Below are 15,698 nucleotides of genomic sequence, written 5' to 3' on the forward strand. Positions count from 1 at the left end.
CAAGGATGGGCACGCTTCGCTTTGCCTACCTTGCGAAAACTTCAGGCCCCCTCATCCAGCGCCACCAGCTCGCGCTTCTTGCGCAGTGACGGCAGCAGCGGAGCGATCAGCAGCACCAGCGCGAGCACGAGACACGCGCCCGAGATCGGGCGCTGCACGAAGGTCCAGAGATCGCCCTGCGACAGGATCAGCGACTTGCGCAGATTGTTCTCCATCATCGGTCCCAGCACGAAGGCCAGCACCAGCGGTGCGGGCTCGTAGCCGAGCTTGCGCATGAAATAGCCGATGATCCCGAACGCGATCATCACATAGACGTCGAACACGTTGTTGCTCGAGCAGTAGACGCCCAGGATCGTGAACAGGATGATCAGGGGGAACAGGATGTTGTAGGGCAGCTTGAGCAACTGCACCCACATGCCGATCATCGGCAGATTCAGGATCAGCAGCATGACGTTGCCGATATACATGCTGGCGACGATGCCCCAGAACAGGCCGGGGTTTTGCGTGATCAACAGCGGTCCCGGCTGTAGCCCGTGAATGACGAAGGCCCCGAGCAGCAGCGCCATCACCACGTTCGGCGGGATGCCGAGCGTCATCAGCGGAATGAACGCGCCGCCCGCCGCGGCGTTGTTCGCCGACTCCGGCCCCGCAACGCCTTCGATCGCGCCATGGCCGAAACGCTCGGGCGTCTTCGACAGCCGCTTCTCAAGCGCGTAGGATGCAAATGACGCCACCACTGCGCCGCCACCCGGCAGGATGCCGAGGAAAAAGCCGAGGATCGTGCCGCGGCCGACCGGGCCTGCGCTCACCTTCCAATCCGCTTTGTTGGGCAGGAGATGGGTGATCTTGGTGTTGATGATGTCTCGCTTGATGGCCTGCTCGGTGTTGAGAAGAACTTCGGCGACGCCGAACAGGCCCATCACGACGGGCACGAGGCCGACGCCGTCGATCAGCTCCATGCGGCCGAAGGTCAGCCGCGGCTGCGCGGTGATGCTGTCGAGCCCAATCAGCCCGAGCACGACGCCGATGCACGCCATCAGCAGCGCCTTCGGCATCGAACCCTGGGTGAGAAAGGTGAGCACGACGAGGCCGAGCACCATCAGGCTGAAATACTCGGCCGGGCCGAAGGCGATGGCGATGCTGGCAAGCTTCGGGGCCACCAGCATCAGGGCGACCAGCGCGAAGGTGCCGGCGACGAACGAGCCGAAAGCGGAGATGCCGAGTGCCGGTCCCGCGCGGCCCTGTTTCGCCATCTGGTGGCCGTCGATGCAGGTGACGACGGAGGCGGCCTCGCCGGGGATGTTGACCAGGATCGAGGTGGTCGAGCCGCCATACATCGAACCGTAATAGATGCCTGCCATCATGATGATGCCGGATTCCGGCGTTCCCGACAGCGTCACGGGCAGCAGCAGCGACATCGCCGAGATCGGGCCGATGCCCGGCAGCACGCCGACCAGCGTGCCGATGAAGACGCCGATGAAGCAGTAGAGCAGGTTGACCGGCAGCAGCGCGACGCCGAATCCATGTGCCACATTGACGAGCGTATCCATAGGGTCAACCGATCCCGAACAGGCCCGAGGGCAATTGGATCAACAGCAGCCGCTTGAGCACCCACCACATGCCTGATGGCACCAGCACGGCGATTGGAATCGCCAGAGCCCAGCGCACTGGATCGATCAGCCGCAACAGCAGCAGCATCAGCGGGATCGACGACAGCAGAAATCCCAGCGGCTCCAGCGCGAAGGAGAATGCGGTGAGGCAGGCGATGAGGAGAAGCGGCTTGCTCCAGCGCACATTCTCCCAGCGCGAGGCCAGCGTCGGCCCGCCCTCGGTGATCGCCGAGACGACGATGGCGGCTGCGAACACGCACATCAGGATGCCCGTGTAGAACAGCACGTAGCCGGAGCCGGGATCGTTGATGGTGCCGAGCTTGAGCCTCAAGCCCGACCAGATCACGAAGCCGCCGAGTGCGAGCCCGATCAGCCCGCCCCAGAGTTCGGAGTTGCTGAGGCGGAGCTTGACGTTGGTTGGGTCGTTCATCGCGATCCTCTCGTGTCCCGGACGCAGCGCAGCGCAAAGCGGTGCGCTGCAGAGCCGGGGCCCATGAGTGTGGACGAAAAGCTGGGTCCCGGCTTTGCGGTGCACCGCTGAAGAAGCGCTGCACCGCGTCCGGGGGTACGCAGGTGGCTTAGCTCTACTTCTTCGCGAGCCCTAGCGTCTCGATCACCTTGCGCTCGGACTCCGTGACCTCGGCGACGAACTTCTTGTAGTCGTCGGTGTTCTTGTAGTTCGGCACCATGTCGTATTTGGCGAGCGTTGCCACGACCGCCGGATCCTCGATCGCCCTCCTGAACGCATCGTGCAGCTTGGCGACGATCTTGGGATCCATGCCTTTCGGACCTGCGATGCCGAACGGGGAATCATAGACCATGGGATAGCCCAGCTCCTTCAGCGTCGGTACATCAGGATAGTTCGGCGAGCGTGAGCCGGTCCACACCATCAGGAGCCGCAGCTTGCCGGCGTCGACCAGCGGCCGCCATCCCGTGGAATCAGCCTGAAGCATGGTGTGCTGTCCCAGCACTGCGGCGTTGGTTTCCGCGCCGCCCTTGAAAGGGACTTGCGTCAGCTTGATGCCGGACAGCGCGGCGATCTGCTCCATGCCGATATGCAGCGACGTGCCGGCGCCCGGCGTGGCGTAGGTCACGTGCCCGGGTTCGCCTTTGCAAACTCCACCACGTCCTTCCAGCTCTTGAACTGCGACTCCGCGCTGGTCGTCACACCGAAGGTGTAACCGGTGAGATGGACGATATAGGTGAAATCCTTCGCCGGATCCCACGACACCTCCTGCATCAGGGGGAGGCGGAACACCGTGATCGGGATCTGCGAGATGGTATAGCCGTCCGGCTTCGCCGCCGCCGCCATCGTCGCCGGTCCGACCGTGCCGCCGCCGCCGGCTTTGTTGTCGATCACGATCGGCTGCCCTAGCACCTTCGAGGCGCTGTCGGCGATCGCTCGCATCGAGATGTCGGTCGATCCGCCGGCCGGCCAAGGCACGATCAGCGTGATCGGCTTGGTTGGGTAGTCCTGCGCACTGACGGCAGTGGTGAGCAATGCGCCCATGACGGCGTGCAGCACGGCAAATGCGATCGTCTTCAGCCCGTATCCCGACATCGAAACGCCTCCCTCGCGGCGGCCTCTTTGGGACCGCCGTCTCTCGTTCTTGTGAGACGATTGTTTCTGAAATCGAGTGAGAAGAAAAGCGCATTGCGCGGACCGCGTGCGGCGGTCGGCCGGGTAACACCGGCAAAGCCGCTACATGCGACAATTCGTCGTTTGGCCGCGTGCCGAGGGACGGAATTTGACGCGCCTAAGCCGTCAGGCCACGCGCCGCACCATGTTCAGCGTCTCGATGGTGCGGCCCACCTCCGATGCGAGGCACGGCTTGCCGAAATAATATCCTTGAACGGCGGTGCAGCCGCATTCGCGGACGAAATCGAGTTGCTCCTCGGTCTCCACCCCCTCGGCCGTGGTCTCGACGCCGAGCACGGAGCCGAGGCTTGCGATCGTTCTGACGATGGCGACGCTCTCCGGGCTTTCGCCGAGCGTGCCAACGAAGGACCGATCGATCTTGATGCGATCGAACGGAAACTTGCGCAAGTAGCTCAGCGAGGAATAGCCGACCCCGAAATCGTCGAGACTGACGCGCACGCCGAGGGCGCGGAGCTGATGCAGGATGTCGATCGTCGCCTCGCTGTCGTCGAGCAGCGCCGTCTCCGTGACCTCGAGCTCGAGCCGCTGCGGCGGCAGGCCGGCTTCCGCAAGTGCGCTCGCGACCATCGCCACCAGCCCGCGGGAGCGGAACTGCACCGGAGACAGGTTCACCGCGACGGTGACTCCGGGCCAGGCCGCGGCGGCCGCGCAGGCCGTGCGCAGCACCCATTCGCCGATCGGAACGATCAGCCCGTTCTCCTCCGCGAGAGGGATGAACTCGGCCGGAGAGACGAAGCCGCGCGAGGGATGCTTCCAGCGCAGCAGTGCCTCGAAGCCGGTGAGCTCGGAGGAATCGAGCCGCATCTGCGGTTGGAACACCAGGTGGAATTCATGTCCTTCGAGCGCGCCGGCCAGATCCTGCTCCAGTGCGTGCCGGCTGCGCGCCTCTTCCTCCATCTCGGGCTCGAACAGCTGATAGGCTCCGCGCCCCTTGGCCTTGGCTTGGTACAGCGCGAGATCGGCGCATTTCATCAACTCGTCGGCATCGAGCCCGTGGTCGGGTGCAATCGCGATGCCGACGGAGACGCCGACATGGATCGGCTGGCTTTCCAGCGGCGGGGGATGACCGATGATGTCGACCAGGCGACGGGCGAGCTCCTCAGCCGATTGCGGTTGCGGCCCACGCTGGAGCACGGCGAATTCGTCACCGCCGAGCCGCGCGACGGTGTCGTGTTCGCCGACATTCTCCTTGAGGCGCGCCGCGACCCAGCGCAGCAGGCGATCGCCTGCGGCGTGGCCGAGGCGGTCGTTGACGGTCTTGAAATTGTCCAGGTCGAAGCACAGCACGGCCATGGCGCCGCCGGCGATCGCAACCTGGTTCAGTCCCTCGCCCATCTTCTCGTGAAACAGCGTGCGGTTGGGCAGGTCGGTGAGCGAATCGTGCCGCGCCATGTGCGCCACCCGGGCCTGGGCCTTGTGACGCTCGGTGACGTCCTCGTAGGTGACGACCCAGCCGCCATGCTCCATCCGCTTGTGATTGAGCTTGATGATGCGGCCGTCGCTCAAATGGCGGTGCAGCGTGTGCTCGCCCTCGCGCAGCCTCTCGACATAGTCGGCATAGAGCTTGGCGCCGGTCGTGCTCGGATGATTGCCGAGCTCGCAGCTGTGCTCCATGATCTCCCGCATCGAGACGCCGGGCTTCACCATCTCCGGCGACAGTCCGTACATCTCGATATAACGGCGATTGCAGACGATCACGCGCAGGCTCGCATCGAGCATGCACAGGCCCTGGCTCATGTTGTTCAGTGCGGCATCGAAGCGGCGATATTGTTCGCGCAGCTGCTCGATCGCACGCTCGCGCTCGGTAATGTCCTCATAGGTGGCGACGAAGCCGCCCTCGCGGAGCGCGCAATAGCGGACCGAGATCACGGTGCCGTTGGACATGTGCCGGCGGATCGGCGAGGCGTCCCGCTTTTCGATCCTGCTCCTGGCGACTTCCACCAGCTGCTGCGGAGTGCATTCGGAAGAGAATGCGCCGCTCCCCATCGAGCGCTCGATCAGCTCGGAGAGGTGTGTGCCGGGCCTGGTCTCGTCCAGCGACAGAAGGTAGATCTTGCGGTAGGTGGTGTTGCAGACGCGAAGGCGCATGTCGCTGTCGAAGAAGGCGAGCCCGTGCGCCATGTTCTCCAGCGCCGCGTCGAGCATGACATTCTGCTGCCGCAGCGTCTCCTCGTATTGCAGGCGCTCGGTGACGTCTTCGTGCACCGTCACCCAGCCGCCGTCGGGCAGGAACCGGGAGACGGCCTGCACCATTCGTCCGTCATAGCGCATCACCAGCAGCGTTTTCGCCCGCCGCGTGCGTACGTCCTCCAGCCTGGCGTCATGGAATTTATCGGGTGAGGTGCCTGGCAGATTGCCGCGCGACATCCAGTGCTCGATCACCGCAGAATGCGAGGCCCCCGGCTTCACGATTCCGGGATCGAGGTTATAGAGCCGCAGGACGCGATCGTTGCAGACGACGACGCGACTTTCAGCGTCATACATGATGAGGCCGTGCGACATGTTGGCGAGCGCGTGCTGGCTGCGCTCGGTCTGGACGCGCAATTCCGCCTCGAGTCGGGCGAGGCGAGTGACATCGTCGCAGATCGTCATCCAGCCGCCGCCGGGAAGCGGCTTGAGCGCGAGTGCCATGACGAGCCCGCTGGCAAGCCGCTGCTCGGTGCGGAACGGCTTGCCCGCGGAGATCTGGTCGATCCGCGCCGAGTACAGCGCGTCGAGCTCGTCCGCCGGGAAGTTGCCGCGCGAAGCGCTATGCGCAAGCACCTCACGATAGCTGGTGCCGATCCGCACGATCTCGGCCGACATGTCGAACAGGCTGAGGTAGCGCTGGTTCACCAGCACGATCCGGTTGTCGGCATCATAGACGCAGACGCCCTGCTCCATGTGGTCGAGCGCAAGCTGGCTCAGCGCGACCAGGGCCTCCGGGCCCTGCTCGCTGCGTGCACCAGGCTCGTTGTCGCGGGTCGACATCATGGGGTCGGCGGGACCTCGGCAGGCCAAAGACTTAACGCAACCTATTTCGGCCGCCGAGGGTAGCGAAGAGCCCGGAAAATTCCCTTAATCGCAGTAGTTTACGGAGGGTGACTGACGCTGGAGAGCGTGTCCTCATTGCAGAGGTGCCTGCGAGAGTTAGTCGTGAGGGCGCAACATATCAGGTGTCCGGCGTATGGGCTGAGCGTTCCTCTACGGCCCGTACAACACGAGCTCCGTGTCCGTGAGATCGCCGAGCTGTGGCCGGTGCGGGCCCTTGAAGTATTTGCGGCCGCGCCGCTCGGTATGAATGCCGACGAGGCCGGGAATCGGCTCATTGGAATCGACGGCCACCGAAATCTTGCCGAGCCGCAGCAGCAACCGGCCGATGCGGCCGGCGCATTCGGCATATTCGGCGGCACTCCGGCAATAGATCAGCTTCATCGCCGGCGGTGCGATGAAACCGCGGCGCATCCGCACCGGTTGCAGGATGAAGGGGAACGTTCCCTTCGGCGTGCGGCAGACGAGGCTGAGGCAATTGTAGCGCGCATGCCGCGTCAGGAGCTCGGTCTCCATTTCCGAAAGCCCCTCGATCTCCTTGGCATGCGGCGCGATGACCTCGATCTCGCTCCAGCGCGGCGCACGCGCCAGCGCAGGGACCGAGAAGAATATGCCGCGGCAATAGGCGCGAAAGCCCTGCGTCTCGATGATCGGCCAGGTCCATGGCGCCGGACTGATGTTGAAATAAGTGACGTCCTTGTGCCGCTGGGCGATCTTGGTCAGCAGCGGGGCGTAGTTGCGATAGGCCGGGTCGACATACCAGCTCGACAAATTGCACCGGATGGCGGTCTCTTCGCCGATCTTCCGCGCGGTATAGATCAAGAGCAGCACGCCGACCGGCGTGCCGTCGTCGTCGAGCATGTAGCCAAAGCGCGGATAACCGTCCGGCACGGGTCGGAAGGCCTGCCGGCGCAGGCCCTGAATCCAGTATTCGCGTGAGCGGCCGACGAAGCCGCGCGTCAGCAAGTCCGCGACCTTGTCGACGTCGGACTCGGTGATTTCGCGGCATCGAACCTTGGTATGGATCACACTCGTCTTGCCCGTAGAAATGGTCGGCCTCGTGAGTTGCGTTAGCGCCAGCCTTCGCCGTGGGCGCCTGCCGCAACATGCGGCTGCAGGCCCAGGACGTCCCGTACCTTGGCGGGCCAGGCTGAAAGATCGGTGCCGTGGGTGTGGAACATGGCGACGGCGAGGCGATCCATGCCGAAGGCAACGCAGCCGGTATGGGCCGGCTCGCCATTGGCGTCCTGGATTCCCCAGGTCGTGCCGAAATGCTCGCGATGATAGTTGAAGCTCATGCAGGCAGTCGGCTGTTCCTCCGAGCGCAGCGGAATGAGGAGCTCGAACTTGAGCTGTTGCTGCTTCTGGCTCACCGCCTTCATCTGGCCGACCCGGCCGAAGAACGGATCGCTGGCATAGTCGACGCGGAAGGTGAGGCCGAGGTCGCGGGCGATGGCCTGCGCGCGCACCATCCAGCGCTCGCGGAAATCGGCGACGTCGTCGGGCGTGCCGATGCAGACATATTCGCGCATCCGGAACGATTGCAGCCGATCGAGATGTTTCGACGGCTCACGGCGGAAGCAGTCGGCGGCGACGTCGAAGCGCAGGCCGCCCTTCGGCAATTGGCCACGGCTCGCCGCGATCGGGTAGACGGGATAGCAGGCGGCCGGAGACAGCACGAGGTCGGCGGGCGACAGTGACGTCGTCCAGTCGCCGCCGGCATCGAAGCGGCTGACCGCGGCGTTGATCTCGCGCTCGGTGCCATGCAGGCCGCAGACGCAGCCGAGCAGGTTCGGGAAGCTCTTGAGATAGCCGGATTTTTCCAGCTGCGCGCGGCTCATCACCGGCGGGAAGCGCATCACTTCGGTACCGGCTTCGCGATGGCTGGTGATCAACCCGGCGAGCTTCTCGACGATGCCCTCATAGAGCGCGGTGCGGGCATAGACGCCATCGGCGCCCATGCGGTGGAACAGCTTGTCGGCGAGATGATCGAGCGGATCGATCACTTGCGGCGCAGTATCGGGCGAATTGGGGAGGACGGCAATATTCATGGGATCGATGTCCTGCTATCTCGAAATTGTTCTTGTTGGTCTGGTCGCGAAGGCACGTCAGTCATGAAGGCTCGATGGCACCCCGCTCATCAGCGTCGAGGTGGCGGCGTTGGCCAGAATGCGGTCGTTGTTGATCATGATCGGCGACGACAGCACGTCGCGGAGGTGCCGGCCCATGGTGAACTCGCCGTCGTTGCGGTAGCCGGAAAGGCCCGCGGTGCGCATAGCATGCATCACGGTCTCGACCGCGAGCTCGGAGGCCTGCACCTTCAGCAGCGTGATGGAGGACTGGAAGTCGAGCGAGCCGAGCGCCCGCTCGTCATGCTCGGCGCTGGCGAAGGCGTCGATGTTGGCGGCAATCAGCGCGCGCAGCTTGGCCAGCGACATCTTGGCGGCGGTGAAATGCGCCGCGGCCGGGGGCATCTGGCCGCCGGAAGAGCGCGCAGCCTTACGGATGAAAGCCTGCGCGCGGGTCACGGCCGCAGCGGCAATGCCGGCCCAGGCCGACGACCAGCACAGATGCGCGAACGGCGTCATGGTCTGGGCGTGGATCTTGTCATAGGATTCCGGAAAGACGCGGTCGGCGGGGCAGTCGACCCTCAGCTCGAACCCGGTCGAGCAGGTGCCGCGCATGCCGAGCGTTTCCCAGCCGAGCGTCCGCTTCAGCGAATAGTCGTCCTTGGCGAGAGCCAGCAGCACCTGGTCGGAGGCGGCGGCATCGGTGGCGCGGCGGGCGATGGTGACGAGGCCGTCGGCTTCGGCACCATAGGAGATCACGGTGGCGTCGCGCACGAGCGAGACGGTGTCGCCGGCATGGTCGACCGCGGCAGCGCTGGCGCGGATGTTGCCGCCATTCTGGCCCTCGGTAGTGGAAGAGGCGAGCAGCCACTGGTCGCGGGCGACCCGGCGCATCATGGTCTCCATCCAGGGAATGCCATGGCCGTGCCTGACGACGCAGGCGACCTTGGTCTGGTGCATCGCGTAGATCATCGCCGTCGAAGCGCAGGCGCGCCCGAGCGTGTAGCAGATGTCGGTGACGTCATAGATCGAGGCGCCGAAGCCGCCGAACTCGACCGGAACCATCACGCCGAGCAGCTTTTGCTCGCGTGCGACGTCGAAAGCCTTGTGCGGGAAGCGGGCGTCGCGATCGACGCCGTCTGCGTCGGCTGCGGCCGCTGCGGCGGTCCGCGCGGCACGCTCGATCAGGGAGGGACCCTGCTCGAGAAATCCGGTCTGCATCTCGTCGACAGTGAGGACTGCTTCACGCACGTTCATACTCGTCCGCCTCCGGTTTGCCGTTCGAGATCGCCGGCATCATTCGCGATGCCGCTTGAAGCGATCCTCCGGCCATCTTTGCTTGTGAGACGAGGCTACGGATTTAATTCAAATTCGTCGATGAAATAGAGGGTAAACAAAACCCAATTCCGAACGAACAGTTAAGGTCCGGTTGTTTGCATCACCTGATTTTCCAGCATCGTGTTAGGATTCCGGAAGAAGCCTGAATTTCGGACAATCTGAGTCATCGTTTACTAAGAAGCGCGAAGTATTGCTGCCGCCCATTGCAGGACCGGCAGACCGTGCCCATCGTGGCCGGCAGTCCGATCCGCCTCCGATAGACAGATGGGAATTTGCCGATGCAGGCCTCCGATACCGATTTGCGCAACCGCATCATCAAGCTGGTGAAGGGCATCCTCGAACAGAACTCGCTTGCCGCTGACGTCACGCCACAGGCGAAGCTCGTCGATATCGGCCTGACCTCGATGGACATGGTCAATCTGATGCTCGGCGTCGAGGCCGAGTTCGATTTCACCATCCCGCAGTCCGAGATCACGCCGGAGAATTTCCTGTCGGTCGAGACGCTGGAGCGGATGGTCGCGACCCAGCTGCAGCCGGCAACGGCGGCTTAAGTCGAGCGCACGGCTCCTTCCACGGCGTCGTCCGCGCTCCTCACGCGACCGCCGTCACCCCTCCACCCCCGTTCCAAATCCGCCGCAAAACTGGCATAGCTTAACCATGTCACATTTGGTGGACAGGGTGGAGCAGGCATGACGCGGGCGGTATTGGGTATCATCGGGGGCTCGGGCATCTACGACCTGCCGGGCCTCGAGGGTGCTCGCGAAGAGGTGATCAAGAGCCCTTGGGGCGAGCCCTCTGCGCCCCTGCGGCGTGGCTCCATCGCCGGCCTGCCGGTGGTGTTCCTGCCGCGGCATGACAGGGGTCACCGGCTCTCCCCCTCCGACATCAACTACCGTGCCAACATCGACGTGCTGAAGCGCGCCGGCGTCACGGACTTGATCTCGCTGTCGGCCTGCGGCTCCTTCAAAGAGGAACTTCCGCCGGGCACCTTCGTTCTCGTCGACCAGTTCGTCGACCGCACCCACAAGCGCGAGAGCTCGTTCTTCGGCCGCGGCTGCGTCGCGCATGTATCGATGGCACACCCGGTCTCGCCGCGGCTGCGCATCCATCTTGCCGCGGCGGCTGAGGCCGAGGGCATCGCGATCGCGCGCGGCGGCACCTATGTCTGCATGGAAGGGCCGCAATTCTCCACTTACGCGGAAAGCATGACCTACAAGACGCTCGGCTATTCCGTGATCGGCATGACCAACATGCCCGAGGCGAAGCTCGCGCGTGAGGCGGAGATTTGTTACGCCACCGTCGCAATGGTGACGGATTTCGACTGCTGGCATCCCGATCATGACGCCGTCACCGTTCAGGACATCATCCGCGTGCTGAACTCGAACGCCGACAAGGCGAAGGCGCTGGTGGCGCGGCTAGCCAAGGATTTCCCGCGCGAGCACGAGCCGTGCCCGATCGGTTCGGACCGCGCGCTCGACACCGCGCTGATCACGGCGCCCGAGGCGCGCGATCCCGAGCTTCTGAAGAAGCTCGACGCGGTGGCAGGACGCGTGCTGCGGGCGTGATACGAAAGGCAGAATGCCATGAAGGTCGACGGCAAGCATTTCCGCAGCATCTGGCGCGAGCGTGACGGCTGGTCGGTCGGTGCGATCGACCAGCGCCGGCTGCCGCATGAATTCGTCATTGCGAGGCTGACGGCGTGTGAAGACGCGGCAGTTGCCATTCGTGACATGCTGGTGCGCGGCGCGCCGCTGATCGGCGCCACCGCCGCTTACGGCATGGCGCTCGCCATGCGCGAGGATGCCTCGGATGAGGGCCTGAAGCGCGCTTATGACACGCTCGTCGTGGCGCGGCCCACCGCGATCAATCTGAAATGGGCCCTGGACGAGATGCGCGCGGCGCTCGCGCCGATCGATCCGGTGGAACGGGCGGAAGCGGCCTATGCGCGCGCCGATGAGATCGTCGAGCAGGACGTCGAGATCAACCGTGGCATCGCCGGCAACGGTCTGAAGTTGATCGAGGCGATCGCGGCGAAGAAGCCGGGCGAAGTGGTCAACGTGCTGACCCATTGCAACGCCGGCTGGCTCGCTACCGTCGATTGGGGCACGGCGACGGCGCCGATCTATCTTGCACATGAGCGCGGCATCAAGGTCCATGTCTGGGTCGACGAGACCCGGCCGCGCAACCAGGGCGCCTCGCTCACGGCCTGGGAGCTCGGCCATCACGGCGTGCCGCACACGGTGATCCCGGACAATACCGGCGGACACCTGATGCAGCACGGTATGGTCGATCTCGCCATTGTCGGCACCGACCGCGTCGCCGCCAATGGCGACGTCTGCAACAAGATCGGCACCTATCTCAAGGCGCTTGCCGCGCATGACAATGGCGTGCCCTTCTACGTCGCGCTGCCGTCGCCGACGATCGACTTCGCCGTCCATGACGGCATCCGTGACATTCCGATCGAGCAGCGCAGTGGCGTTGAAGTCACCGACATGACCGGCCGCACCGCAGACGGAAGGCTGGAGACGGTACGCATCGTGCCGGAGAACTCGTCGGTCGCGAATTACGCCTTCGACGTGACCCCGGCGCGGCTTGTCACCGGCCTGATTACCGAGCGCGGTGTGCTGAAGCCGGATCGTGACTCGCTGGCCGCAGCGTTCCCGGAGCGGATCGCGGCTGCGGCGGAGTAGATTTGGTTGGTCGATATCTCGCCACCGCCGTCATCGCGAGCGTAGCGAAGCAATCCAGAATCTTTCCGCGGAGACAGCCCGGATTGCTTCGCTGCGCTCGCAGGGACGGAGTATGACGCGCTATCTCAGCTTCAGCCCCGTCGCCTTCTCGAGATCCGCGATCGCCTGCGCCCCACTCGTCACCTTGATCGTCGTCATGCCCATTTCGCGCGCTGGCTTCAAATTCACGCCGAGATCGTCGAGATAGACGCAATTGTTCGGATCGACCTTCAGCGTCTCGACCATCATCCGGTAGATGCGCGGGTCAGGCTTGCGTAGGCCGATCTTGGCGGATTCGATGACGTGGTCGAACAGCACCATCACCTCGGCGATGTAAAGTGAGCGTCCGGTCATGCTGCCAATTGCGTTAGCCGGCAAATTGTTGGTGATGCAGCCGGTCTTGAATTGTGCCTTGATCCGCTTCAACGCCTCGACCATCTCCGGCCGCAGATCGCCCTGGAGCAGCGGCAGCACGTCGCGTCCGCGCACTTCTGCGCCAAGCGCGCGGGACTCCTCGGCGAACAAGTGATCGAAGGTTTCGATATCGACCTCGGCCCGCTCGAACCTGGCCCAGGCGTTCTCCAGGTGATTGGCTGCGTTCGTGCGCCGGATGATGTCGGCGGGCAGGCCACGTTCGGTCTCGAACCGCGTGAACGCCTCGAATGGTGAGCTCGTCAGCACGCCGCCAAAATCAAAGACCACAGCCTCGATCGCCAATGTCCTGCCCTCGTCAATTCCTTTCCAAGAGGGCTAGCATGCGTTATCGGCAAGAGCCAGTCCGAAGCTGTCCCCCTCCTCACCGATGCTGACGCCAAAGCGTGTTCCCATGAAGAAGCTTGCCACGTTCATCACAGCGGCGCTGCTGCTCGCCACACCCGCCCACGCCATCGTCGGTGGCGGCACGCCGCAAGCCGACGGCATTGCGCGCGCCATCGTTACCATCGTCGGCTCGCGCGGCAATTTCTGCACCGGCAGCCTGATCGCGCCAAAAGTAGTGTTGACGGTGGCCCACTGCGTGCAGCCCGGCGCCGACTACAAGATCGTCGAGCGTAGCGCCGATGGTCAGCCGCAATTGCTGAATGTCCGTACCGTCGCGATCCATCCGAATTTCAACATGCAGGCGATGCAGGCGCATCGCGCCACCGCCGACGTGGCGCTGCTGCAACTGGATATTCCACTCAAGGGAAAATCCACGGTGACCGTCGGCATGCCGACGATTCCAATCCAGGTCGGCAGCCGCTTCGTGATCGCCGGTATTGGCGTCACGGTGCGGGGCGACGGCAAGAGCGGCGGCACGACGCGCGTTGCCGGCCTCGTTACGACCGGCCAGCCCGGCACGCTCCAGATTCGCCTGGTCGATCCCGTAACCAACGGTGTTCGCGACGGAATTGGCGCCTGCACCGGCGATTCCGGCGGCCCCGTGTTCGAGGACAAGCCGAATGGTCCCGTGCTCGTCGGTCTCATCAGCTGGTCGACAGGGCCGAACGGCGCCGCAGGTTGCGGCGGATTGACCGGCGTGACGCCGCTGACGCTCTATCGCGACTGGATTTTGCAGACCGCGCGGAGCTGGGGTGCGGCGCTGTGATTTGACCTCGACTTGATCTATGTCATTTTGAAGCGGAAGCGCGATGGGCGACCATGCCCGTCGCGGAGGAAACGGGTCGCCCGATCAAAGGCGGCCACAAAAACAAGCAAGGCATAGAAGCAACAATGAATGTCGCTGTTCGCAGTCACGCCACCACCAAGCAGGCCTCGGAACATTTCGACGTGCTGATCGTCGGCGCCGGCATCTCCGGCATCGGCAGCGCCTATCATATCGAAAAGCAGCTGCCGGGTACGAGCTACGTCATCCTCGAAACGCAGGCGACGTTCGGCGGCACCTGGAGCACGCATCGCTATCCCGGCATCCGCTCGGACAGCGACCTCCACACCTTCGGCTACAGCTTCAAGCCCTGGGTTGGCCCGCCCATCGCGACCGCCGAGGAGATTCTCTCCTACATGAAAGAGGTGATCGACGACAACGATATCGCCCGTCACATCCGCTACAAGCACAAGATCAATTCCGCGAGCTGGTCGAGCGAGCAGAATCTCTGGACCATCGAGGCGACGACCACCGATACGGGCGAGGCAAAGACCTTTACCGCAAACTTCCTCTGGATGTGCCAGGGCTATTACCGCCATTCGGAGGGCTATACGCCGGAATGGAAGGGAATGGACCGCTTCAAGGGTCGCATCGTCCATCCCCAGACCTGGCCGGATGATATCGATCTCGCGGGCAAGAAGGTGGTTGTGATCGGCTCGGGCGCGACCGCGGCGACGCTGGTGCCGAACATCGCGGACAGTTGCGCGCACGTCACCATGCTGCAGCGCTCGCCAACCTATTTCCGCCTTGGCCGCAACGCCATCGAGATCGCGGAAGAGCTGCGCCGGCTTCAGGTTGACGAAACCTGGATCCATGAGATCGTGCGGCGGAAGATCTTGTTCGAGCAGGATGCGTTTACGAAGCTCTGCGTGTCCAAGCCTGAGCAGGTCAAGAAGGAGCTGATCGGCCAGATCAGCGCAGTCCTCGGTCCCGACTACGACGTCGAGACCCACTTCACGCCAAGATACCGGCCGTGGCGGCAGCGCATCGCCTTCGTGCCGGATGCCGATCTGTTCAAGGGCATCGCCAGCGGCAAGGCTTCGGTCGTGACCGACGAGATCGAATGCTTCGTCGAGAACGGCGTCCAGCTCAAATCGGGCAAGCTGCTGGAGGCCGATATCATCATCACCGCGACCGGCTTCAATCTTGCCGCGCTCGGCGACATCGCCTTCGAGATCGACGGCAAGCCGCTTGCCTTCGGCGACACCGTCACCTATCGCGGCATGATGTTCACGGGCGTGCCGAACATGGTCTGGGTGTTCGGCTACTTCCGCGCCAGCTGGACGCTGCGCGTCGACCTCGTCGCCGATTTCGTCTGTCGGCTGCTCGGACACATGAAGGCCAAGGGCAAGAAGAAGGTCGAGGTGAGGCTGCGTCCCGAAGACCACAACATGCCGATCCTGCCCTGGATCGATCCGGAAAACTTCAACCCCGGCTACATGATGCGCAACATGAACCTGCTGCCCAAGCGCGGCGACAAGCCGGAATGGCAGCACAGCCAGGATTACTGGACCGAGAAGGACGAGATCCCGAAGACGGACCTGGATGATAAGGCGTTTGTTTACGGGTGAGGTCGTTCGTAGGCGTGGGGTGAGGGCGGCGACGCTAACCCCACACCCA

12 protein-coding genes and 1 pseudogene are annotated in these 15,698 nt (G+C 64.0%); 5 read left to right on the plus strand and 8 right to left on the minus strand.

Annotation, left to right across the window (positions count from 1 at the left end; translation table 11 throughout):
* Positions 1-41 precede the first annotated feature (41 nt).
* The 7 genes and pseudogenes from P6U28_RS33460 to P6U28_RS33490 all read right to left on the minus strand — a co-directional run bounded on the left by P6U28_RS33460 (position 42) and on the right by P6U28_RS33490 (position 9,626).
* Positions 42-1,550 carry a tripartite tricarboxylate transporter permease gene (locus tag P6U28_RS33460; RefSeq protein ID WP_407120558.1) on the minus strand — a complete coding sequence of 503 codons (1,509 nt, stop codon included), beginning with the start codon at positions 1,548-1,550 and terminating at the stop codon, positions 42-44.
* Between the two features lie 4 nt (positions 1,551-1,554).
* Positions 1,555-2,040 carry a tripartite tricarboxylate transporter TctB family protein gene (locus P6U28_RS33465; protein WP_407120559.1) on the minus strand — a complete coding sequence of 162 codons (486 nt, stop codon included), beginning with the start codon at positions 2,038-2,040 and terminating at the stop codon, positions 1,555-1,557.
* 154 nt (positions 2,041-2,194) lie between these two features.
* Positions 2,195-3,171 (minus strand): annotated as a pseudogene (locus tag P6U28_RS33470) (tripartite tricarboxylate transporter substrate binding protein).
* 204 nt (positions 3,172-3,375) lie between these two features.
* Positions 3,376-6,243, minus strand: a complete 2,868-nt coding sequence (locus P6U28_RS33475; protein WP_407120560.1) for a PAS-domain containing protein — start codon at positions 6,241-6,243, stop codon at positions 3,376-3,378.
* A 210-nt stretch (positions 6,244-6,453) separates the two neighbouring features.
* Positions 6,454-7,329 (minus strand): acyl-CoA acyltransferase, encoded by an 876-nt coding sequence (locus tag P6U28_RS33480; protein ID WP_122406201.1) that lies wholly within the window; start codon positions 7,327-7,329, stop codon positions 6,454-6,456.
* 41 nt (positions 7,330-7,370) lie between these two features.
* Positions 7,371-8,351 (minus strand): amino acid--[acyl-carrier-protein] ligase, encoded by a 981-nt coding sequence (locus tag P6U28_RS33485; protein ID WP_407120561.1) that lies wholly within the window; start codon positions 8,349-8,351, stop codon positions 7,371-7,373.
* Between the two features lie 57 nt (positions 8,352-8,408).
* The gene (locus P6U28_RS33490; RefSeq protein WP_122406199.1) at positions 8,409-9,626 is read right to left on the minus strand and encodes an acyl-CoA dehydrogenase family protein; all 1,218 of its coding nucleotides are present in this window, start codon (positions 9,624-9,626) and stop codon (positions 8,409-8,411) included.
* 359 nt (positions 9,627-9,985) lie between these two features.
* On the opposite strand from P6U28_RS33490, the gene P6U28_RS33495 reads away from it, so the two are divergent.
* From P6U28_RS33495 to mtnA, 3 genes are all read left to right on the plus strand, one after another.
* Positions 9,986-10,258 carry a phosphopantetheine-binding protein gene (locus P6U28_RS33495; RefSeq protein WP_407120562.1) on the plus strand — a complete coding sequence of 91 codons (273 nt, stop codon included), beginning with the start codon at positions 9,986-9,988 and terminating at the stop codon, positions 10,256-10,258.
* Between the two features lie 138 nt (positions 10,259-10,396).
* Complete coding sequence (locus tag P6U28_RS33500; protein ID WP_407120563.1) at positions 10,397-11,272, plus strand: S-methyl-5'-thioadenosine phosphorylase; 876 nt, start codon at positions 10,397-10,399, stop codon at positions 11,270-11,272.
* An 18-nt stretch (positions 11,273-11,290) separates the two neighbouring features.
* A complete protein-coding gene (gene mtnA, locus P6U28_RS33505; RefSeq protein ID WP_407120564.1) occupies positions 11,291-12,397 on the plus strand; it encodes an S-methyl-5-thioribose-1-phosphate isomerase in 1,107 nt (368 codons plus the stop codon).
* A 120-nt stretch (positions 12,398-12,517) separates the two neighbouring features.
* Here the strand turns inward: mtnA and P6U28_RS33510 are convergent, their stop codons facing one another.
* Positions 12,518-13,153 carry an HAD-IA family hydrolase gene (locus tag P6U28_RS33510; RefSeq protein ID WP_407120565.1) on the minus strand — a complete coding sequence of 212 codons (636 nt, stop codon included), beginning with the start codon at positions 13,151-13,153 and terminating at the stop codon, positions 12,518-12,520.
* A gap of 109 nt (positions 13,154-13,262) precedes the next feature.
* On the opposite strand from P6U28_RS33510, the gene P6U28_RS33515 reads away from it, so the two are divergent.
* Together P6U28_RS33515 and P6U28_RS33520 are read left to right on the plus strand one after the other, a co-directional pair.
* Complete coding sequence (locus tag P6U28_RS33515) at positions 13,263-14,021, plus strand: S1 family peptidase (protein ID WP_407120566.1); 759 nt, start codon at positions 13,263-13,265, stop codon at positions 14,019-14,021.
* Positions 14,022-14,146: 125 nt separating this feature from the next.
* Positions 14,147-15,649 carry a flavin-containing monooxygenase gene (locus tag P6U28_RS33520; RefSeq protein WP_407120567.1) on the plus strand — a complete coding sequence of 501 codons (1,503 nt, stop codon included), beginning with the start codon at positions 14,147-14,149 and terminating at the stop codon, positions 15,647-15,649.
* Positions 15,650-15,698: the final 49 nt, after the last annotated feature.

This window comes from Bradyrhizobium sp. STM 3561 (genome assembly GCF_045571455.1).
GTDB classification, from domain to species: domain Bacteria; phylum Pseudomonadota; class Alphaproteobacteria; order Rhizobiales; family Xanthobacteraceae; genus Bradyrhizobium; species Bradyrhizobium vignae.

Excerpts from the sequence above, each read along its gene's own strand:
- P6U28_RS33460 (WP_407120558.1), bottom strand. The coding sequence starts at position 1,550 with ATGGATACGCTCGTCAATGTGGCACATGGATTCGGCGTCGCGCTGCTG.
- P6U28_RS33475 (WP_407120560.1), bottom strand. The coding sequence starts at position 6,243 with ATGATGTCGACCCGCGACAACGAGCCTGGTGCACGCAGCGAGCAGGGC.
- P6U28_RS33495 (WP_407120562.1), top strand. The coding sequence starts at position 9,986 with ATGCAGGCCTCCGATACCGATTTGCGCAACCGCATCATCAAGCTGGTG.
- mtnA (WP_407120564.1), top strand. The coding sequence starts at position 11,291 with ATGAAGGTCGACGGCAAGCATTTCCGCAGCATCTGGCGCGAGCGTGAC.
- P6U28_RS33485 (WP_407120561.1), bottom strand. The coding sequence starts at position 8,351 with ATGAATATTGCCGTCCTCCCCAATTCGCCCGATACTGCGCCGCAAGTG.
- P6U28_RS33490 (WP_122406199.1), bottom strand. The coding sequence starts at position 9,626 with ATGAACGTGCGTGAAGCAGTCCTCACTGTCGACGAGATGCAGACCGGA.
- P6U28_RS33520 (WP_407120567.1), top strand. The coding sequence starts at position 14,147 with ATGAATGTCGCTGTTCGCAGTCACGCCACCACCAAGCAGGCCTCGGAA.
- P6U28_RS33465 (WP_407120559.1), bottom strand. The coding sequence starts at position 2,040 with ATGAACGACCCAACCAACGTCAAGCTCCGCCTCAGCAACTCCGAACTC.
- P6U28_RS33515 (WP_407120566.1), top strand. The coding sequence starts at position 13,263 with ATGAAGAAGCTTGCCACGTTCATCACAGCGGCGCTGCTGCTCGCCACA.
- P6U28_RS33500 (WP_407120563.1), top strand. The coding sequence starts at position 10,397 with ATGACGCGGGCGGTATTGGGTATCATCGGGGGCTCGGGCATCTACGAC.